The organism is Arthrobacter sp. zg-Y1171, from assembly GCF_025244845.1.
In the GTDB taxonomy this organism is placed as follows: domain Bacteria; phylum Actinomycetota; class Actinomycetes; order Actinomycetales; family Micrococcaceae; genus Arthrobacter_B.
Map to the genome: position 1 here is coordinate 2,852,671 of NZ_CP104264.1, position 20,357 is coordinate 2,873,027.

At 61.1% G+C, this 20,357-nt stretch carries 16 protein-coding genes; 9 read left to right on the plus strand and 7 right to left on the minus strand.

Going from position 1 to position 20,357, the window contains the following annotated elements; all coding sequences use genetic code 11:
* Positions 1-47 precede the first annotated feature (47 nt).
* A complete protein-coding gene (locus tag N2L00_RS13385; protein WP_255765044.1) occupies positions 48-701 on the plus strand; it encodes a GNAT family N-acetyltransferase in 654 nt (217 codons plus the stop codon).
* A 70-nt stretch (positions 702-771) separates the two neighbouring features.
* Positions 772-3,111: a DEAD/DEAH box helicase gene (locus tag N2L00_RS13390; RefSeq protein ID WP_255765045.1), complete on the plus strand. Its 2,340-nt coding sequence runs from the start codon at positions 772-774 to the stop codon at positions 3,109-3,111.
* Between the two features lie 17 nt (positions 3,112-3,128).
* Here N2L00_RS13390 and N2L00_RS13395 read toward each other — a convergent pair whose 3' ends face one another.
* From N2L00_RS13395 to N2L00_RS13405, 3 genes are all read right to left on the minus strand, one after another.
* Positions 3,129-3,794 (minus strand): hypothetical protein, encoded by a 666-nt coding sequence (locus N2L00_RS13395; protein ID WP_255862548.1) that lies wholly within the window; start codon positions 3,792-3,794, stop codon positions 3,129-3,131.
* Complete coding sequence (locus tag N2L00_RS13400; RefSeq protein ID WP_255765047.1) at positions 3,772-4,200, minus strand: TadE family type IV pilus minor pilin; 429 nt, start codon at positions 4,198-4,200, stop codon at positions 3,772-3,774. Before N2L00_RS13400 ends, N2L00_RS13395 begins: the two co-directional genes overlap by 23 nt.
* Before the next feature lie 84 nt (positions 4,201-4,284).
* Positions 4,285-4,380 carry a DUF4244 domain-containing protein gene (locus N2L00_RS13405; RefSeq protein ID WP_255862547.1) on the minus strand — a complete coding sequence of 32 codons (96 nt, stop codon included), beginning with the start codon at positions 4,378-4,380 and terminating at the stop codon, positions 4,285-4,287.
* Between the two features lie 50 nt (positions 4,381-4,430).
* On the opposite strand from N2L00_RS13405, the gene N2L00_RS13410 reads away from it, so the two are divergent.
* A complete protein-coding gene (locus tag N2L00_RS13410; RefSeq protein ID WP_255862546.1) occupies positions 4,431-5,915 on the plus strand; it encodes a recombinase family protein in 1,485 nt (494 codons plus the stop codon).
* Positions 5,916-6,326: 411 nt separating this feature from the next.
* On the opposite strand, the gene N2L00_RS13415 is transcribed toward N2L00_RS13410, so the two are convergent.
* On the minus strand, positions 6,327-6,683 hold the full coding sequence (locus tag N2L00_RS13415; protein ID WP_255862545.1) for a hypothetical protein: 357 nt from the start codon (positions 6,681-6,683) through the stop codon (positions 6,327-6,329).
* A gap of 321 nt (positions 6,684-7,004) precedes the next feature.
* Between N2L00_RS13415 and N2L00_RS13420 the strand changes: the two genes are divergently transcribed.
* From N2L00_RS13420 to N2L00_RS13430, 3 genes are all read left to right on the plus strand, one after another.
* The gene (locus tag N2L00_RS13420; RefSeq protein WP_255862544.1) at positions 7,005-8,282 is read left to right on the plus strand and encodes a hypothetical protein; all 1,278 of its coding nucleotides are present in this window, start codon (positions 7,005-7,007) and stop codon (positions 8,280-8,282) included.
* 2,017 nt (positions 8,283-10,299) lie between these two features.
* Positions 10,300-10,764, plus strand: coding sequence for a hypothetical protein (locus tag N2L00_RS13425; protein WP_255862543.1), 465 nt, complete (start codon positions 10,300-10,302; stop codon positions 10,762-10,764).
* 90 nt (positions 10,765-10,854) lie between these two features.
* The gene (locus tag N2L00_RS13430; protein WP_255862542.1) at positions 10,855-11,805 is read left to right on the plus strand and encodes an endonuclease NucS domain-containing protein; all 951 of its coding nucleotides are present in this window, start codon (positions 10,855-10,857) and stop codon (positions 11,803-11,805) included.
* Between the two features lie 602 nt (positions 11,806-12,407).
* Here N2L00_RS13430 and N2L00_RS13435 read toward each other — a convergent pair.
* Entirely contained in the window at positions 12,408-12,656 is a 249-nt protein-coding gene (locus tag N2L00_RS13435; RefSeq protein ID WP_312847315.1) for a type II toxin-antitoxin system prevent-host-death family antitoxin, read from the minus strand.
* A 172-nt stretch (positions 12,657-12,828) separates the two neighbouring features.
* Here N2L00_RS13435 and N2L00_RS13440 point away from each other — a divergent pair, with 172 nt between their 5' ends.
* Together N2L00_RS13440 and N2L00_RS13445 are read left to right on the plus strand one after the other, a co-directional pair.
* Positions 12,829-12,972, plus strand: a complete 144-nt coding sequence (locus N2L00_RS13440) for a helix-turn-helix domain-containing protein (protein WP_255862540.1) — start codon at positions 12,829-12,831, stop codon at positions 12,970-12,972.
* Between the two features lie 42 nt (positions 12,973-13,014).
* A complete protein-coding gene (locus N2L00_RS13445) occupies positions 13,015-14,193 on the plus strand; it encodes an ATP-binding protein (protein WP_255862539.1) in 1,179 nt (392 codons plus the stop codon).
* 153 nt (positions 14,194-14,346) lie between these two features.
* Here the strand turns inward: N2L00_RS13445 and N2L00_RS13450 are convergent, their stop codons facing one another.
* Positions 14,347-14,700, minus strand: a complete 354-nt coding sequence (locus tag N2L00_RS13450) for a hypothetical protein (RefSeq protein WP_255862538.1) — start codon at positions 14,698-14,700, stop codon at positions 14,347-14,349.
* A gap of 570 nt (positions 14,701-15,270) precedes the next feature.
* A complete protein-coding gene (locus tag N2L00_RS13455; protein WP_255862537.1) occupies positions 15,271-15,915 on the minus strand; it encodes a DUF6308 family protein in 645 nt (214 codons plus the stop codon).
* A gap of 826 nt (positions 15,916-16,741) precedes the next feature.
* On the opposite strand from N2L00_RS13455, the gene N2L00_RS13460 reads away from it, so the two are divergent.
* Positions 16,742-19,999, plus strand: coding sequence for a class I SAM-dependent DNA methyltransferase (locus N2L00_RS13460; RefSeq protein ID WP_255862536.1), 3,258 nt, complete (start codon positions 16,742-16,744; stop codon positions 19,997-19,999).
* Positions 20,000-20,357 lie beyond the last annotated feature (358 nt).

A 20,357-nucleotide genomic window follows, 5' to 3' on the forward strand; every position in this document is an offset into this window, starting at 1 on the left:
ATCTCGGATGCATACCGTTCGCACCGGGTGGCCGCTAGTGTGCATCTATGAGAGCGCTGGATGACGATTTGCTTGAGACCTGGGTCTCCGGGTGGGCCCAGGCCCGGGGGTACCGGACCCGCCATGAGGGCCGCTTTCCGGCGGCACTCCTGCATGACCGGACCAATGACTGGGAGTATTTCGCGCTCGAACCCTCCCACGACGAGTTCGCCGCCCTGGCTTCTTCCGCCCGGCACAGCCCCACCCGGCTGTTCACCATCGTGACCACGCGGGTCCACGAAATCCATGGGGCGGCGTCCGTGTACGGGCTGCACATCCGTTCAAGCGACGAGGTCCTGATGGTCGCCGATATGGCGGGCCAGGACATCGAATACCCCGTGCTGCCGTGGGACGGCTATGAGACCGAAAGCACCCACGAGAACAAGGTGGGCACCGTAACGGTGCTTGACGCGGGGCAGCCGATAGCGCAGGGACGGGTCGCTGTGATCGACGGTTACGCCGTGTTTGATCGGATCATCACCGAGCCTGCGTACCGGCGCAGGGGCTTGGGAAGCTACGTGATGCGGGCATTAACCGCGCTGGCGTTGGAGGACGATGCCGATTCCGGGCTGCTTATCGCCTCGCTGGACGGGCAGGAGCTCTACCGGTACCTGGGCTGGGAGTCCCTCGCCGCCGTCGTTATGTTCGAGCCGCGGCTTTGACCTTCGTACCCCCTTTTCCCCCGGCAGTGAACAAGCGTGCCCGCGGATTTCCGGGTGGGACAATGAGCACGTGGCTCTTCATGATTCCCTGATTCCGCTGCTGGGCGGCGGCGCCGAGCCCGAGCAGCTGATGCACGTGCACCATATTCCTGCGCGCCGTGCCGTCACCGCGCCGTGGCCCGAATGGGCGCACCCCGACGTCGTTGCCGCCTACCAACGCCGCGGCATCCACGAGCCGTGGGCACACCAGATGGAAGCCGCCGAAGCCGCACACAGCGGGCAGCACACGATCATTGCCACCGGCACGGCGTCGGGCAAGTCGCTGGCCTACCAGCTGCCCGTCCTCGACGCGATCCACCGCACTTCCCTCGACGACCGCGCCACGCTGGAGCCCTCCGGCGCCGTCGCACTGTATCTGGCCCCCACCAAGGCGCTGGCTGCCGATCAGCTTGCCGCGGTCAAGTCGCTGCAGCTTCCCACGGTCCGGGCCGAGACGTACGACGGCGACACGGACACGGGTGCCAGGCGCTGGATCCGGGACCATGCCAACCTCGTGCTCGCCAACCCGGACATGCTGCACTTCGGCGTCCTGCCGAACCACGCCTGGTGGGCGCGGTTCTTCCGACGCCTGAAATACGTCATCATCGACGAGGCGCACAGCTACCGCGGGGTCTTCGGTTCGAATGTCGCCAACCTGATGCGCCGGCTCCGGCGGATCTGCCGGTACTACGGTGCCGATCCGGTGTTCATCGGTGCCTCGGCCACTTCCGCCGAACCGTCGGATTCCTTCAGCCGGCTGATCGGTGCACCGGTCACCGCGGTGACGCAGGACCATTCGCCGCACGGGTCCACCACGGTGGCCTTGTGGGAGCCGCAGCTGACCGAGCTGAAGGGCGAGAACGGAGCACGGTCGCGGCGCACAGTGGTGGCGGAGACCGCCGATCTGCTGGCCAACCTGGTCGCAGCGCAGGTCCGCACCATCGCGTTCATCAAATCCCGCCGCGGGGCGGAAACCATTGCCACCATCACCCGGCGGCTGCTGGACGAGGTACATCCATCCCTGCCGGACCGGGTGGCGGCCTACCGTTCCGGCTACCTGCCGGAGGAACGGCGGGAGCTGGAACGGCGGCTGCGCAGCGGTGAACTGCTGGGTATCGCCAGCACCTCGGCGCTGGAACTGGGCATAGACATTTCCGGGCTGGACGCGGTGCTGGTTGCCGGCTGGCCTGGCACCAGGGCATCGCTGTTCCAGCAGATCGGCCGGGCCGGGCGGTCCGGGCAGGATGCGCTGGCCGCTTTTGTCGCCAGCGACGATCCGCTCGACACCTATCTGGTGCACCATCCCGAGGCCATTTTCGACATTTCCGTGGAGGCGACGGTCTTTGACCCGTCCAACCCGTACGTGCTGGGACCGCATCTCTGCGCTGCCGCAGCCGAGCTGCCGATAACTCCGGACGAACGGGAGCTGTTCGGTCCCACCGCGGGCGGGCTGCTGGAGCAGCTCGTGGACCAGGGCTATCTGCGGCGCCGGCCCTCCGGCTGGTTCTGGACGCATCCGGAAAGCGCCGCGTCCATGGTCAACCTGCGGGCGGCCGGCGGCGGGCCGATCAACATCGTCGAGACGGAAACCGGCACGCTGCTGGGCACCATGGACTCCCCGCAGGCGCAGTACCAGGCGCACACCGGGGCAATCTACGTCCATCAGGGGCAGACGTTCCTGGTGGATGAGCTCAACGAGGCCGACCACTGCGCCATGGTCACCCGCACCAATCCGGAGTTCTACACCCAGGCCCGTGACATTACCCAGGTAGAGGTGCTGGAAACGGACCGCACCTCCGAGTGGAACGGCATCCAGGTCTGCTTCGGCACGGTGAAGGTCACCACGCAGGTGGTCTCCTACCAGCGCAAGGCCCTGATCTCGAACGAGATCCTCGGTGAGGAGCCGTTGGAACTGGAGGCCAAGGAACTGTTCACCAAGGCCGTGTGGTTTGTCATAGATGAGAAGTTCCTCGTCTCGGCCGGGCTTGCCCCTGCTGATTTCCCCGGTTCCCTGCATGCCGCCGAACACGCTTCCATCGGCATGCTGCCGCTCGTGGCGACCAGCGACCGCTGGGACATCGGCGGGGTGTCCACTGCCCTGCATGCAGACACTGAGAAGCCGACCATCTTCGTGTACGACGGGCATCCCGGCGGCGCCGGCTTTGCCGAGCGAGGTTACGAGGCGGCACGGATCTGGCTGGCTGCGACCCGCGATGCCATCCGTGCCTGCGAATGCGACGGCGGCTGCCCCTCCTGCGTGCAGTCCCCCAAGTGCGGCAACAAGAACAATCCGCTGGATAAGAAGGGTGCCGTCACGCTGTTGAATGTGCTGTTGGACCACGCTCCGGAGGCCCTGGCCCTGACCTCCTAGCCGGACGGCCGCCAGACCTAGCCGGGAGGTCCGGCTCGCGCCCGGGCCGTGGCCGGCACCGGAAGCGCCGGGACCTGCACTTCCATTTCCACGGTGACGGAGCCGGAACGTGGATCCGCAGTGCAGTCGCGCAGTGCTGCGTTGTTGCGCGCGGCCACTTCTCCGGCCACCCTGCAGGCATTCCCGGTGCGGGAAGCGGCACCTGCACCGGTGTCGGCATCGGCATCGACATCGACATCGACATCGAGGCGACTGGAACCCTGATTGCCGGCGTCGGCGCCCGCACCGGCATCGAGGCCGCTGAAACCCTGAATGCCGGCAGCGTAGTCCGCGCTGGGGGCGGCTCCGGACGGCCCCAGCCCGCGCAGGGCATCCGCACCGGCGAGCGCGGCGAGATCCGCGGCAGCGGCGGCCCTTACAGCAGCCACCGATGCCTGCACCATCACCAGCGCGACCACGGAGAACCCCAGCAACACCATGCAGATCGCCAGCGCGGCAACCGTACCGGCACCCCGGTCATTCGGCTCGGTGTTAGCAGCTCCGGGGTTGGCCGGTTCCGCCTTGCCTTCCGTCCTGCCTTCCGTCCTGCCTTCCATACTGCCTTCCGGACGGCTGGCTTCGGGATCCCCTCGGGCTCCTGCCGCAACGTCGGCTTGGGGTTTATCCGGTGGACGGAATGCCATGCGGCAGGCCTCCGTCCCCCGGGAAAGCGACGGCGTCCGCGGAGAGTTCCAGCGGGAGCAGGCTCAGCACGGGCAGGGTCAGGGAGCTGCGGACCTCCACAGCGGTCCATGCCCCCTCAACAGAGAGGATCAGCTCGGCCGAATCGCCGGCCAGCCGCTGAACTGCAGCCGCCGCGGCGGGCTGATCTGCGCGCATGACCTCACGCGCCGCCGCCCGGGCTGCCTCCTCCAGCCGAAGCTGGGTGATACCTGCGGAAATACCGGTCAGCCCGCCCACCAGGACAAGCACAATGGCTGGCAGCGCCACCGCGAACTCGGCTGTCACCGCTCCGCGGTCGCTCTGTCTCGGAGTTTCGCGTGCCGCACCGGCGGCTGTCATCTTCTGCCTCGCGTCCTGTGGTTTCACGGCTGTTTTCCCCGCCGACTCCGCTGTGACGGCTGGTCCAGACATGTTTGTCCCGTGGGCACTGTTCCGCGCTCCTTCCTTCGCCTACCCCAAAGTCAGCGCGGACCGGATGAGCGAGACCAGCATGCCGCGGACCTCGTCACCGCCCAGAATGATGGCCAGCAAACCCGCAAAAGCCACGGCCGCCGCCGTGCACGGTCTTAGACATACTTTCAGCTAAGCTGTGACGCATGTCTCCTGCCACAACCGCTCGTCCCCGAGTTGCCATATACGCCCGTCAGTCGGAGGACGTTGACCAGGGCATCGTCCAGCAACTCGATGATTGCCGGGCGGAGGCCGCCCGGCGGAGCTGGCGCGTAGTGGCTGAGTTCCGGGACAACGATACCGGCGCCAGCAAGGCCCGCGGCCCGAAGACCGACTGGTACAAGATGCTGGGTGAGTTCGATGCCGGTACGTTTGACCTATTGCTAGTCACGGAAACATCGCGGCTGACCCGAAGCCTCACTGATGTCCTCGACGTATGCCCGCCCCGCCGTGACGTCCGTGTTGTAGTGATCCGTGAGGGCATCGACACCGACGTCGATGACTTCATGCTTAAACAGCTGGTGCTCCTCGCCGAGCGCGAGGTCAAAATCAAGGCGGCGCGCGCAGCTCGTTACGCCGCAGAGCGCCGCAAGGAAGGCCATCCAGGCGCAGGGAAGACACCGCACGGATACCGATGGGTGTCCGCACCCGACCGAGGCCCTGCAAACACTCGCTACGTCGTAGATGAAACCGAAGCCTCGGACGTCCGAAAGATTTTCACCGAGTTTCTCGTAGGTGCATCGCTCGGACAAATAGCTCGAGACCTCAACGGCGCTGGCAGTTCAACGCGCAAAGGCGCAAGGTGGCGCTCGGACAATGTGCGCCGGATCCTCATGAACCCGTTCTATGCAGCCCTGTTGCCGCCGGCCCAGCCCTCCGGCAAGCATTCCCTGGCACAGATCGACCTGGGGGCGTGCACTCCTGGTGCTTGGGAAGCGATTGTGGAAGTCGAACAGTTGATCGCCGCACGCGGCCGCCTGGTCGGTGTCAAACCTAATCACAATGGCACCGCCCGTAGATGGTTGCTATCCGGTTTGGCCACTTGTTCCGTCTGCAGCGAGCCCGTTCGTTCAGCACGTGGAGAGACGCATCCAACAGCCCGAAGGGACGGCACCGGCACCGCTCCTAGCCAGCGTTACCACACCTACCGCTGCGTAAACGGTCACTTCATGCGGAACGGGGACGTCATCGACGACTATGTCGCAGCATTGTGCGTTGCTCGCCTGTCGGAGGCCGATGCAGCGGCCCTACTCGTGCCTGAGACCAACGGGGCGGACATCTCCGCGCTGCATAACCGCCGCGAGGCGCTCCGAGCGAGCAGGAAAAACGTCTTCTCACTCATCGACGACGACCCTGCCCGGCTCGCAGACGCCGAGGATCGGCTTAATGATCTGGAAGACCAGCTGAGGACACTCGACGAGGAAATCACGCGCGTCACCAGCCGGAGCCCCTTTGCCGACCTGGTCGGTGTCGAGGACGTCCGAGCTTGGTGGGAGTCCGCTACCCTCGCTCGTCGCCGGGCGGTCGTGGACTTCCTGATGAGCGTTTCCATTTGTCCAATCGGGAAGGGACGCCGCCTTGCGGGGTGGGAGCAAGTTAAAGAAACGGTCCAAGTCAAACCTAAGGTTTGAACTAACACGCGGCAGGATCCGTCCCGCTATTAAAGCTACGTGCTGAACAAAAAAACCTAACCGGACGAAGCGGGCCAGAGCACGACATTTCTGGCGACTTCGTGACTGGCGGGTTCGGCTGTCCCCAGCCTCCCAGCTGTTCCGCCCAACGCAGGGCAAACGACAGGAGCGTCCTCCTCACCAGTTTCCAAGTGGAAGGCCCACGGACTCGCGCGGGTGCTGCTAGGCAGAGCCCGTGCGTTCGGGTATGTGCGCATCGTGGTGTTTGGTCCAGTATCTGACGTTGAATGCTCTCGGCTCCTGAGATACTTCGCTGCGCTGTCCAGGGGAGCGTCAAGAGCAACAGCGCCCTTCGACGCTTCACCCTTTTGAGCTAGGTAGCTTCGTCGTCAAACAGTACGAAATCTCTGCCTAATAGGTGGCGAATGCCGACTTGCTTTTGACCAGTATCTCCAGGTCCATTGTCTGTTGCAGTGGGCTTGGCTTCCATCCGAGTGCCGCCTGGACGAAGCCCGCCTTGCCTCTGTTGCGTCCGGCTTCCCACAGCTCGTCTTCGACTGGCAGGTGGAGGAAGTTCAGTCTCGTTCCCGACACGGAGTGTACCGGCCAGGTGTAGAAGCTGAGGAAGTTCTCAGGGTACGGGCCATCGTCAGGGCAGAACGGAGCCTTCTCGTAGATCGCAGGGCCGGAAATCGCCCAGGAGATGGGTAGCGTCCCCCGTCGTCCTATGTGCTGGATCCAGGCGCCCAAGGCCTGTTCGGCGCTCATCTCATCCGGGAGGTTATCGTCCGAGACCGTGTGGGCGCCAGGGAGGGACCAACTGAGGAACAGCGGGGTCTCTTTCCAGACACCCCCGTTCACTGCTCTGCTCCGGAAATTCCACAGGTTCTGCACCGGTCCGCCGCCCTTCTTTCGTCGAGATTTGATCCTAACCCGGACAAGGTACCGACTGACTTTCAGCCCCTGCCCCCGGGGACAGGGGCTGAAGTTGAGCCTGCGCAGCGGGTGCGCAGCAGGGACTGTGACGTCGGAACTCAAAGGCTGAGATCCGCCGATAGGATGACCGGAAAACGAGTGACCAGGGGGATCATGACTATCGAACACAAGAGAAAAATGGCCTTAGAGTACGACATGCCGGCGGCACTCCAAAACTGCCTCCTGCAGTTGTCCGAGAACGCCCTGTTCGTTTCCCTGGCGGCCATGGACCGCGGGGAAACCGATACCGCCATGGAACTCCTCGAGACGGGCCTGAAAGCACGGCTGGAGAGGCAGTCCACACTGGACGGTGGTCAGGCGACGAACTGGAGGTGGATCCATCCCGTGCACGCCACTGCCGCAGCTACAGCAGGAAGGGACGACCTCATCCGCTTGGCCGCAGCCACAGAGTCCAAAGCACTGGAACAGATCAGTGCCGGGCTAGATGAGCCGACAAAACTGCCGGACCTTAGCGCTCAGGGAATTACGGTCTCAGGTCTGATGCCCTATGAGGACCAGATGCAGCGGCACAAGGCCAGCCTGCAGGGCAGGCTGGACCATATCTCCGAACAGCGGGACCGTTTGCTGGAGTCACTCAAGCTTATTGACGTGTATCAATCAGTGCGGGACATCGCGGCTGCCGAGCCGGGGATTAGGCAGACTGCACTTGCCGCGAGGCTGTCCGAACCCTTCGTCAAGCGCACGTCCACCTTGGTGAACCAGCTGGAAGCGGCTAAACAGGTCGTCACGGCCAAGGATGGATCCCGGGTGACCGTCTGGCCGGCGGGGCACCCTGATCTCCCCCCATCTCTGCGCGTCGTTAGCCGCCCATGGACTTTCACTGATGTCGATGCCATGGATGGCCCGGATGCCCTTCCAGCCCTGGAGGAGCAGGCACTCAAGGTCGTTGGGTGGGCTCAGAACCTGGCGTCAGTGATCAGGTCAGGCATCGAGACTCCGGACGACCCGCAAAGCATCCGGATCCAAGACTTTATCGAGCATCCGATGGGGCCAGCGGAGTCGGAAGGCCAGCTGTGCAACATGGATGATGAGTGGAGGGAACTTACCGTCTGGGGTCATGTTCCCCTGGACGTGCCGGCCGCCATCGTTGCAAGGTTCCGAGAGACGCAATTCTCCCGTGTCAAGGCCCGATCGATGAAAAGATGGCTCACCTCCACGCCCCGTCATACATATGTGGTGGCAGTCCCTGGAAAGGCACAGCGCTTAGGGGTGTCCCGGCCCATCCTCAAAGAAGTAGAAGTTCCATGTCCTGGAGCCATCCCCGTTACCGTGCTTGAGAACGCAGCCGACCCTAGCGCGGCTGTCGTAGGCACGACCAAACGGATGCTCTGGCTGTGGGAAGCTGAAAACCGTGCGGCGTCAGAGGGTTGACACGGGATCCCGGTCTCCAGTCCGAAGGCGCGGTTCCTGCCGAAGGAGAGAGGCGCGCGCCAGCGATGGTTCCAGGGGCACCCCGACGATGCGCAGCATTGGCGGGGCAAGAGAGCGCCAGCGAACGTAGTAGGGGCCCGGAGCGCAGCGACCGAAGGGATGTCGGCTGTGCCGACCACCGAAGCGTAGCGAGGTGCCATCCCCCCTTATGCCCTTTCCCTTTTTCCCTCGCATCTGGAGCTTTAGCGGAAGATCGAGGGGAGTTCTGCTGGTGTTTCAGAGGAAAGTAGCGCCTACCACCTGCTTCCTACCCGACCATTTATGGTTCCTACTCGTAGGAGGGAGGGTAGAGGTGGCGCTAGTTTCCGCGGGTTTCGGGCCTTTTGCTTCCTACCGGGTTTTTAGGTGCATGGCACCCGGTAGGAAGCAGACGCAGTGTGCCTCTCGCTTGGAAAGTAGCTTCCACCGCTGGCTTTCAACCCGACCATTTATGGTTTCCACTGGTGGAAGGTCGGGTTGGAGTGGTGCTACTTTCCGCGGGTTTTGGGCTGCTGGCTTTCCACCGGGTTTTGGGGTGCGTGGCACCCGGTGGAAAGCGGTGCTGCGAAGCAGCGTCACGGGGTCCGACGAAGGAGCGGCACCGTGTTCATGCCCAAAAAGGGGACGAAGTCATCGTCTTCATTTCTCACACCGACAGGGCGCTGTGACGCAGGAGCAGCGATCCCGTACGAGGTGGCAGCGCGGAGACGACTGAGGAACGAAGACGGTTCCGTGCTCGAAACGCAGCCGCTGCAGGGGCTGTCACAGCTCCTGTTTCAGCGCTCGTGGCCACAGCTTCACCGTGGCCGCAACGAACTGCTCAGCCGGCCGCGGCCGGCTGTTCCGAAGGCACTGCAGAACGTCGTTCCAGGATCGCCGGCGGACTCTGTGGATCCTTCCCGAATGGAGGTAGCCGGCGGCCTCAGCGGATCCGTTCCGGACCTCGAATCGCCACCCGCTCCATCCGTCCACACTCCTGGCAGCTTGCCTTCCGCCCTGGCTTGGCGCCCCCGGCCGCCGGGATGGTAAAAAATGCAGCCCTAAGGCTGCAACGTTGTGGACAAAGCTGGCCCGATTCTGGTCAAAAACTGTCCCGTCAAGGACGACAACGGGTGTTCTTGAGTGAAGTTTTGATTACTTGCGGGCTTCCAAGGGTATCGGGCCGCTTTTGGACCAGATCTGGGCATGATCCGGACGGATCGGACCCTAATCTGGCCCAGCGCGATCACCAGGGCTTTCGTAGCCCGGCAATGGCCCACGTCCGGCCCACAAATGGACACAGTGCGGGGCGGCCTCTATCGATATCCCGGTTCTGGCCCCGAACCGGACCAGAACCGGGCTGGTTCCGGTCCAGTCATTTATTTGGATGTCCGTCAGAAAGCAAGAAAACGAGGGCTGAAGAACCATCGCTGGGATCCGGGATGTGGCCTCCGCCTAAGTCCCCGCTGACCTTCACCCATTAGCAACGAACACACCGGCCTCACCTCCTTCCGGGATCGATGGTGCGGTCGTCAAGGGTGTGCGGCCGGGACGGCTGACACCGCGGAACCGCGAGGCGAAATTGGTGGGGCAGCCATTGTGCAACGGCGTTCCCTCCGGCTTGGGGAACTGGGTTCGGAGAGGATGGGGGTGGATGAGGTAGCGCTAATGCGAGGAGTGCACGGGGTGCGCGGACGACGCTCGTTTGCCCAGCATTGACAGGATGCTCATCCCCCTGGGCTTCCCTTCGAAGCTCCCGGCCCCAGCAAACGACGGCCGGCGCACTTAGTCAATATAGCCAAATATGCATTTTATCCTCATTTATCAATAGATTTTTGAGGTGCGGGATATGCGTATTTTTCCCATTTCTGGCAATTCGCAAAACACATGCCGTTTGTTTATTATTTAGGTACCCCCGATGTCGGACGCCGATTACGGCGTCAGGATTACACTCCGGGACCTCCGCATTGAATGACTTACTGCTGATTCGAGGTGATGTATGAAACGCCAGGTGAACATGAACCGGATGGTGCCCTCGTTCTGTGGTCCAAGAAACTTCTATTCCAATAGGGAATGGTGGACCCGCGCCATGTGGGCCTTTGAGGCGATGGCTTCCCCTAGCGACCGCAAGTTTGGATATGGTGCCGCCATGCTGACCGTGCTTGCTCAGAGCGGTGCCGCCAGCAACGAGGAGAAGGCCCTTCTTGACACAGTCTGGAAAACGACCGGCACCCAGATGAGGGACTCGGCGATACGCCGACTCCTCATTGAACGCAGCACAGTTTCTGCGTCCGATGACAATTCTCGGTCGGAGCGTCCAGAGCATATTAGGGAAGGTTCCGGTTCTCTCTACCGAGAGGTCCTCGCTGCTCGCCTGAAAGCCGTCCTGGATCAGGAGCTCGGCTGTCAGACCTCCCCCCTTGTGTGTGAGCTTGCGGATCTGCAAGTCAAAAGGTTCACCTGAATCGCGCCGGATACTGGCCTATCCGGGCAGATTTCTCCAGCTACACACATCAACAGGACAGGCACTACACGAAGGATCGGACGATAGGCGATGACCGAACTGACGAAACTGCGCGGATTCCGGCTTGAGAAGGAGCTGGAGGACTATCTGGAGGACCATCTTTCTCTTATCGTGCAGGACCTATTGATCATCGGACGACAAGTGAAGGTGGGCGGTGGGCTAATTGACCTGCTCGCGATCGACTCTGCCGGCGTAATACACATCGTCGAGCTGAAGCTGAACGAAGCATCCCCCTCCGTCATTGCTCAGGTTCTTGGCTACCGCCGCTCAATCAAGCGGATGAACAGAGACGAATTGATCCAGATCGTCGCTGACGGTGATCTGGAGATCGACTTGCCAGTGGCTTTCCAACAACGCTTCGGACGTCCGCTGCCAGAAACCCTGAATGATCTTCCGGCACTCATGATCATCGCAGCGTCCATCCATCCAAGAGCCGCCGACAGCGTTCTGGAGCTCCTGGATGAGGGCTGGACGATCAGAACGTTCAGGTACTCCGTACACTCCGCTGGCGTGAGACTCATCCCGTGCTGCCGTACGGACAAAGAGGTGAAAGAAGGCAACCACGCAACGACGAGTCCTTCGGCACCCCCCGATCGTATGAATGCCATACCGGAACGTCTACCATCCTGTCGGGTACCCATAGACGAGCACGTCCGACTGTTTTGGCAGACCCATGTTCAGGACTTCGCACCATTCGTGACCTTTAGCTTCATATACGAGCGCTACCGTGACTGGTTTCACGCGCAAGCGGTCGAAGGCGTGCAGCTCCGCCAAAGCGGACTATTTGCCCGTCAGCTGTCTGCAATCACCGGCGAATCCGGCGAGTGGACACGCGTTTACGTCGCTCATCGCAGCGATATGGCGGCCTACAACACCTTCATGGTCCCGCCGGGGGCCTCGGAATATCGCGCCAGCGGTCACACCGTAGCGGCGTACAAGTTGAACCCTGTCGACCCGGTTTCAAGTTCACGAAGAAACTAATACTCAGGATCCGCATACAGCTGCTAGCAGCCGGGGGGCGTCGGCTGCCGCTTGCTGCCGGCACGTGTGTCACAGGCAGACGGGGACCACATACGAGGCGATGCCGGCCCCGGTGGCAGCCACTAGGTGCGTACCGCGTTGCCGTCGGGCCGTGGCCCAGGATAAGTCTGATGGGAACTGCGGAACGACTTGGGTTCACGGTTGTCCGCTACCTTTCCTGGTATGCCGGCGGCCAAGAGCTCCTCATGCAGATTGCGTACCCCGTCAATACTCCAGTCTTTGACCGCGAGCAGGGTTCCATCGCCGAAAGGCTCGGCGATAGCTGACTGTGGGGCAGGGGGCACACCCATGCTTGGTTGAGCAACCCATGAGAGGTAGCTGGCATAGGATTTCGCGCAGTCCTCAACCTGTTGGGATGTTCTGAGTGTTCCGAATCTGGCCCAATTAGTTAGAGAAGGTGCTTAGTTCGGTGGTGATGGGTGGCGCCTTACAAGTATTGGCAAGGTTCACCATATTCGAGTCTGCCGCCACGGGCAGGTCGTTGAAAAGGGAATCCAGCCTGGAAACGGTCCACCGGGTTCCGAGGTCTTCTTAGGCGTGGGTCACGGTTCCGAGCATTTATGTTCCGTCGTGCCACTCCGTGCAGATGCGAGTGACGCCAAGAGCCGCTGCGCGTTTTGGGGCGAGCTAAGGAGATAGTTGGTTTCCATCAAGGAGTCATACGCGTCTTTGGACATCAATACTGCGGACCCGCGCTCCGCCACGATCTCGATGTCTATCCGGTCCGAGTTGACCTGTTCGATGAGACGGGTCAGATCACGCTTGGCTTCCGCTGCTGTTACAGCCACCACTGCCTCCCGGTTTATACGTAACGTGCCCTGCGCGTCGTCAGCATCATTACACCGCTTGGGAGCTGAGGCCAAGGGGGCCGCTTGCGAAGCCCCAAAGACGAGGCGCGCCTCCTTTACACAAACCTATCTCCTCGCAGCAACAATTTGCGTCGCCGAGAACCCAGAAGTCGACATGGTCTCCCTGCATAAGTCGGGGCAGCGCACCACGGCCGAGATCGCTGAGCAGTTCAAGGTCGCGCGTAGCACTGCGTACCGCATCATTCAGCGAACGCCTTGGAAGGGCGCGTCGGGTGCCGGACGGCCTAAGGATGTCTAGGGATGTATAGCTATTTTCTTATACGTGGATAGACTCTGTTACATGCACAGTGAGCTCAACCCTTACGCACCCGGGTCCGGCCTGCGGCCACCCTCCATGACAGGCCGGACAGCCGAAATCGACGCCTTCGACCTGATCGTTGCCCGCAGCAAGCGGCAGCTGCACAGCCGGGGCATGGTGCTTACCGGCCTGCGGGGCGTGGGTAAAACAGTTCTGCTGAACTCGCTGCGGGCCCACGCAGACCGGATGGGGTGGTTCACCATCGGGTTAGAGGGGATGTCCGGGGGAACCGGCGCAACAGTAATGCGCGAGAAACTCGCACGGGAACTATTGATGGCTTCGCGCAAACTCGTACGGCGCTCGACCACATCAAAGATCAAGGAAGCCGTAAAAAGCATCAGCTCCTTCTCCGCGACGGTCGGCGTAGCAGGAGCGGAATTCGGCTTCGAAACCACTCAAGGGAGGGCCGATTCGGGATCAATCGAAATCGATCTTGAGGAGATGGTCGAGGACCTCGCCCTTGCCTTGAAGGAGGAACGAAGCGCGTTCGGCCTGTTTATCGACGAGATGCAGGACCTGGACTCAGAGTTGCTCGCGGCCTTGATCGCGGTCCAGCACCAGGCCGGCCAGCGTGAATGGCCGTTTTACATCATCGGAGCCGGACTGCCGAACCTGCCTGCAGTTCTCAGCGAGGCACGCTCCTACGCCGAGCGGCTCTTTGATTACCGCCGGATAGGGCCCCTGGATGAACCCGCTGCCCGCCAGGCACTGGAAGAACCGGCGGTCAAGTTCGGAGCGCGATTTGAGCCGAAAGCCGTCGAAGAACTCGCTCTGGCCGCCGGCGGCTATCCCTACTTCATCCAGGAGTATGGAAAGGCGATTTGGGATATTGCCCCCTCGACACCTTTCACCCAGACGGACGCGGTCTTAGCCATTAAGGCCGGGCGCAGTCAGCTTGATTCCGGCTTTTTTCCGGCCCGGTGGGAACGGGCTACCAGGAGCGAACGCAATTACCTACGTGCCATGGCGCAGGACGGGGAACAGGCCTGCACTACCAAAACTGTCGCCGAGCGCCTTCGATCGAGTCATCAAAGCCTGGGGCCTGCACGCGCGGGACTCATAGCTAAAGGACTCATTTATGCCCCGGAGCATGGACTGGTAGCCTTCACCGTCCCCGGGATGGCAGACTTCATCCTCCGCCAGCACGACACGAACGAGTAGGACGTAACCACACCCGTCGTTCGCCCGCAGGCAGGTATAGGAAGCGGCAGCCCGGCCATCCAATCGTTTAGAGCCACGGCCGCCCCGGTCTCTGATCGAGTCAGCAGCCCTTCCAGGCCACGCAATGGTGGTGATGCCTAGCCCGGTAACGCTTCAGTCCTCCGACATTGAGTCTTCGGTTCGCCTGGCGACTACCTTGGCAACGGGCTTGAGAGGACGCCAGTCAACGCCGCTTCCTTGCCAGTAGCCGTCACAGTCTGCTTCGATCTCGGACTTCAGTTCGTCCAGTTGGGCGTAGACCGCTTGCTCGACCTTATTCAGACCGGGGCTCTTCATCTGCTCCTTGAAGACGTCGAGCTTCTCCTGGATATGACGCAGAGTGATGCCAGCAGCACTGGTGAAACCCCTTTTGTGTCCGTCGTCGAACTGATCGCGAGACTCCTGGCGAGCGGACTCCTGAACGCTTTCCATTACGAACTTGCCCGCCTGCCGGATATGGTCGTTCACTTTGTCTTGTCCTTTAGTTAGTAGGGGCCTGGTGATGTTTTCTTAGACGAGCATGAAAAAGGCGTACTCATCGTCTGGAGATAATAACTCTGTGACTGTCTGCCTCCTAAGGAGAGACTATCTCGTGGATATGTCCGGGGGTGCGGCATGCGTCAGGGGGCACGTGCTGGCAGCGCGTAGTGGGTGTGCTGCTTTATAGCAGGCGAAAACCCCGAGGCATTTCCATGGAAGCGGTGGGATGACCTTATGGCCCGATATGAAGCGCCTTTGGACGTTGGCGGGCATTCGTGGTCTTGGACTGAGCAATTACTTCCGAATCGGTCAGCTGCACGGATCGCTTCTAGAAAACCGGGACAACTTGAGGATCCAGCGATCGCTAAACCTTGGCTGCTGGAACACCTGCAGCACTCAGTTCCCTACACCTGGCATGGACACCGTCGATGCTCTAGGTCTTGACGGTGAGCAAGATTCCGTCGCCGCACGGTTCCGAGGTCGTGGAGTCCAGATGCGGAGGAGCGCCGAACACAGGACGGGACAACCCGGTGAGGCAGTCAGCATAGTTTTGCCCGTTTACCGTGGCCTTCGTCCCATGTGCCATCCGACGATGTCCATAGCACGCAATGGCGTAATCGGCACCGCTGGGTCTGCCATGCTCACGATCTCGTCCCAAAACCCCCGCTGCTCACACAGGTCCCTCTGCAGAACCGGTAACCATGCCATGGCGAAGTCTCGGTGCAGGCGTCCCGTTACTGCTGGTACGGGCCGGGAACCAAGCTCGCTGTAGCAGCGACGAATGTTCTCATCGAACAAGGGAATGAGTTCCGGGCGTTTTCGATGCAGTACCTTCATGAGCTTTGTCTTGCGCACGTGGGGTGTGGGGTGTTTGTCCAGGATGCCAAACATATCGGCGACTGCACTCAGGGTCTCGGGGCCAGCATCTGCGAAGTTGCCGGCTAAGTCGGGATGCCTAAGCGTCTCGTTCATGGCCTCTATCAGGCGTTGCAGACCGTAGTAGGCGGGAATCATCTGCTGACCAGCGTTCAGCAGACAAACGGCCAACAAATCTGCGTCACCCACCATCCCGCCCGGTGTTCCAGGGTACGAGTCGTACGCCGGGTAGGCCCATTTGCCGTTTCCGCTGAGGTAATCCCTCGCGTATTCCAGAACCTCATCACAGGGTCGCTCAACCCCACCAACCCGCACCATGTCAGCCATGCGTCCTAGCTTCACACACTGTGACATGCCACAAGGGTCAGGGCGGATAACCGATGGATATTTTTTCTGACAGCTTGGAAAGGTGACTGAAAGCCCACAACATAATGTCGGTTATGGTGTGTGCGGTGTGCGCCTTATGCGCGCGGTCGATAGCTGAGGTCATGCGTCGCGGCAGGATGCAAACCGCAACGTCAGGACGCGCTGGGCCCTCGCATGGGACCTTCCGGAGATGCTCGGCGAAGATCCCGCAGCACGCTGCCCCCCCCGCTGCCCGTGAAGCAGTCAGGAAACAGAGAGCACGGGGCTGTAGATCTGCTCCTCCTGCAGTTCCAAATGAGCTAGCTGCCACCAAACCCAGCAGTAATAGCCAGTTGAGTGGATGCTACGGAAATAAGGATCATATGGTTTTTTTCGCTGCCGAGGTTTGAAGCTATTCGGCAGTCGGACCAGTGTCTCCCAGATACCGGGACTAGCGGGAGCACGGAGACGCGTTGAGCTCCTTGGCGCTTCGCCTGAATCGCGAGCGACAACGCGTTGCCGCCTGTGAGGCGGGCAAGGTCGAGGCGTGCCTCGTTGTGCCTGCCGCCCCTTGGCTACATCTGGACTGCTTACATCTACATCATGCGATTCGCGAAGAGGCCAAGGTCTAGAGTGTGGGCGGAACCAGATTGATAGCTGGGAGTGGACGTCATCGATCGAATTTGAAGTCGACGCCGGGAGTGAGATCGGAAGAACCATCGGCATCCGGCCGCGTCACGTCCTGACGAAACGGTGCCGCAACTAGACTTGGCTCGTTAACGAAGAATGCGAGCAGAAGGATCTATCAATGGCGAAACGCTTCTCCACCGGTCGTAATGAGGTCGGGATGCTCTCTGACATCCGAGAGACTGCGGAGAAGATCGGCGAAGAGGTGCTCGGCTTCAAGATCGAGTGGGCGGTCGAGACCAACGCGAAAAAGATAAACAAGCGACCCGACGTGGAGATCCGACGGGCCGATGGTAACCGTGAGCTTCTCATCTCGGGCGAAGCCAAGCGTCCTGAGACCCCGGAGGGCCTCCATCCATACGTTCTGGGCGAGGTCACAGGGGCCATTGCGAAAGCGAAGGCGCTCGGTGGACAGTTGGCGTTCACCACCAACTTCCTTTCCGTAGCGATGTTTGACGCGCGGGCTTACGACGCCAGTTCCGGCTACCTCAATGCGCTGGTGGGCAGGGAACTAAGCCTGTTGGATGAGAAGGAGGCAATGGTCCCCGACTGGTGGGCTGTCCTCACTCCCGAGCGTCGTACCGCCCTAATCCGCCCTGGGCTCGAAGCATTCTTCGCGCAACTCCGCGCCCTCCTTCAGCAGGGTCAGTCTGTCTCCAAGGTCGGTAAGGACGAGGTCTATCTCGCCATCTTCAAGGCGTCCTCGGACGCTCTTCTCTCTGAGGCACTTCCTTCGGTGCTGGACGCCATCTCCACCCTGAAGCTCCCGGCCGAAGTGGCTCAGGAGGCCAAGGACCGCGGGTTCGACACGACGAAGGTCGATGTCGTCCGCTACTTTGTCGCTCAGGCAATCGGTGAGGTGCTCACCTCTGGGTTGTTCTACGAAACCGTCCGCCCAACGTTCTCCCTTAAGGGAATTCTCTCTGGCGCATCGCCCGCCACATCAGAACTCATGTGCGAGTTACTGTTGAAGAACCTCGCCGAGGCGACTCGGGTCACTGGTGACTACGAGACCATTTTCGGCCTCTCCGAGGGCGCGAAGTACATACTCAGCATCGAAAGCCACACACTCCGCGCCTTATGGCTTGAACTGTTTGCGGCGCTAGACGGCGTCCGGTTTGAGGAAGTGAACTCCGAGATCATCGGGGTAATTTTCGAACGGCTGATCTCGGCCGACCAACGTCAGGAGATGGGCCAGCACTACACTCAGACTCGTTTGGCCAGGGCCATGACCGCCTGGGCAATTCAAACTCCTGACGATCGGGTCGTCGACTTCTGTGCGGGCGGCGGGACGTTCCTTGTAGAGGCCTATACAAGGTTGCGAGAAAGTAAGCCCCACGAAGTCGTTCTCGAACAAGTATTCGGAAACGACTTAGACTCCTTCGCTGTGCACCTGTCCACGGTGAACCTCGCTACTCGCGACGTGTACAAGGGACACAACTTCCCAGCGGTGTCGAACCGCGATGGGCTCTCAATACGTCCAGGTGACGCCGCCGTCGAGGTCATGCCGAATGTCGGTGCGCCGTATCGGCTCAACTATCCCGCTGGCTTCGAAGTCGTACTCGGCAACCCCCCGTATGACGAGAAGGCGCTGACTCCGGAGGCCTACAAGAAAGACCTTGCAGCTATCGCCGGAAATGCCGGCCCTACTGTCCTGCCCGCCGGCCTGCCCGACAACATCAACTTGGCGGCATGGTTTGTGCTCCTCGCTGCGGTGTGGCTGAAGCCTGGCGGCCGGATCGCCCTCGTCCTGCCTGCAGCTATTTTGCAGAACGAGAAGCACGTTGCGCTGATGAAATGGCTTCGCTCTCGCTTTGACGTTTCGGTCTGGCACACAGAATCTGACGTGTGGTTTTCTGATGCACGCGTCGCTCCGATAACACTGTTCCTGAAGGGACGCGAGCACACTTCAGGGCCGTACGGTCGCTTTGAATTCGTCAACGTCCTTGAGCCCGTCAGCGGCACTATCACCGTTGTCGATGGTTTCCCGCGTCCCACTGATGCCCATGAGGTACGCGATCTGAGTGAGCTGAGGCCCGAGAGGGATGCGCTGATCGCGGGAACCAAAGCGTCGAGCCTATCCGATTTTGAGAACGCTCCAAACGTCGCGCGGCTAGGCTCCATCACCGGAGTTTCTCTTTTCCGTGGGAACAAGCTCGGTCATGCGTTCTACCGACTCAAGGACCGCGATCCGAAAAAATCCGGCGCCCTCCGCTCTCTTGTGGGCTTCGATATCCAGACCTCCCTCCACCGAAAATACCTGACGCCGCTTTTCCGCTCCCCGAAAGATGAAGCGACCGGGGAGTTTGACCCATCAACTGCCGCTTGGTGGATCCTCTCTGCTCCCGCGACACTGCCAAAGGGCGGCGGTCTCGACACCTACGTCCGGGCGGTGAAGCGAGCCGGTGCGGCGGACGCTCCGAGTGTGAAGGCTAAGGGAAAGAACTGGTGGTCGGTACATTGGAAACTCTCACGCATCGCAGTGGGAGTGCACCCACAGTTCCAGCCCCAGGTCTGGTGGAGCGATGAGGAATTCGTCGCTACGGATAACTTCCAGGCAATCTCTCTGCCTACAGCTGTCTCCAAGCAGGACCAGGAACTCGTCGCTGCAGGACTCGCCAGCGTCTACGGAAACCTCTCGTCTTTGTACCGCAGCAACGAAGTCGGCTGCGAAGGCGTCAGATGGGTGTCTACAGGCAACCTCGAAGGTTGGAGGGTCCTCGATTGGAGCAAGGTCAGTGCAAACGACAAGGACAGCGTCCTGGCTGCTTACCGCGACTTCCGCAAGTTAAAGTACGGCAAAGTCTTTGAGATGACCACTGCGGCGAAGGCCAGCTGGCAGGTCCTAAACGTCGCTGTGGCGAAGGCAGCCGGTTTGTCCGAGCCGCAAGCCGGCGCCGAGGAGGCGCTCCGAGAGGCTCACGAGACTACCCTCCGCCGCCGTGAAAGGGAGATTGTTGCGACCAGCGGGCGAACCAGAGCCGGTTCCACCGGCGGCGGGAAGCTGCTCCGAGACATCAAAGCTTTCACCGAGTCTAGCCAACAGGCGGCAGTCGCTGCGCTCACCAACGGTGACGAAACCGTCAAGCTCAAGACTCAGACGATTGAAGAAGCCCTCTTTGACTTCGATAACGAGTCCGAAAAGCGACTCATCGGTAACGCCCTCGTGCAACACCTCGACGAGGGCTTCGAGGCTGCGCCTGTGTGGGATGAATCCACGATCAGCGAGGTGACGGACCTGTATGACAAAGTCCTCCGGCAGTTCGTCCAACTTGACGCGGACGGCAAAGTTCCGTCGGGCTACGAGCACACCGGGGAACTTATTCGGGCGCAGGTCACCAAGACTCTGGCTGCTGCAGTGAAGAAGCGCTTGTCGTAAGGGTCTGGAGAAATGTTCCGAGGTTCCGAGGTTCACTGATTTTGCGGAAAGACCTTCGGCTGCGTACAAGCCAAGCGTGCTTCGAAGCAGTGCAGAACCTCCGAACTGAGCTGGACGGTGCCGCACAGACGGCGTTTGGTTGTCCATTAGCAGACCTCGTGGACATCCAACCTCGACTGGAAAACCCATGCTAGGGCGTCCAAAGGTCACAGCGGCGTGTTTCTTCCTAAGGGTGGCCCAGATCCAGCCGGGGTCTTAGGAAGCCTCGCGGACCTACTCAGGCCGAGAATACCGCCCGACATCGCAAGTATGCGGGCGAGTTGGGACTTGAACCTGGAACGAATGCCTGCTCTGGAAG

Coding starts and splice junctions, on each gene's coding strand:
- N2L00_RS13385 (WP_255765044.1), top strand. CDS start 48: ATGAGAGCGCTGGATGACGATTTGCTTGAGACCTGGGTCTCCGGGTGG.
- N2L00_RS13395 (WP_255862548.1), bottom strand. CDS start 3,794: ATGGCATTCCGTCCACCGGATAAACCCCAAGCCGACGTTGCGGCAGGA.
- N2L00_RS13410 (WP_255862546.1), top strand. CDS start 4,431: ATGTCTCCTGCCACAACCGCTCGTCCCCGAGTTGCCATATACGCCCGT.
- N2L00_RS13415 (WP_255862545.1), bottom strand. CDS start 6,683: ATGAGCGCCGAACAGGCCTTGGGCGCCTGGATCCAGCACATAGGACGA.
- N2L00_RS13420 (WP_255862544.1), top strand. CDS start 7,005: ATGACTATCGAACACAAGAGAAAAATGGCCTTAGAGTACGACATGCCG.
- N2L00_RS13425 (WP_255862543.1), top strand. CDS start 10,300: ATGAAACGCCAGGTGAACATGAACCGGATGGTGCCCTCGTTCTGTGGT.
- N2L00_RS13430 (WP_255862542.1), top strand. CDS start 10,855: ATGACCGAACTGACGAAACTGCGCGGATTCCGGCTTGAGAAGGAGCTG.
- N2L00_RS13440 (WP_255862540.1), top strand. CDS start 12,829: ATGGTCTCCCTGCATAAGTCGGGGCAGCGCACCACGGCCGAGATCGCT.
- N2L00_RS13445 (WP_255862539.1), top strand. CDS start 13,015: ATGCACAGTGAGCTCAACCCTTACGCACCCGGGTCCGGCCTGCGGCCA.
- N2L00_RS13455 (WP_255862537.1), bottom strand. CDS start 15,915: ATGGCTGACATGGTGCGGGTTGGTGGGGTTGAGCGACCCTGTGATGAG.
- N2L00_RS13460 (WP_255862536.1), top strand. CDS start 16,742: ATGGCGAAACGCTTCTCCACCGGTCGTAATGAGGTCGGGATGCTCTCT.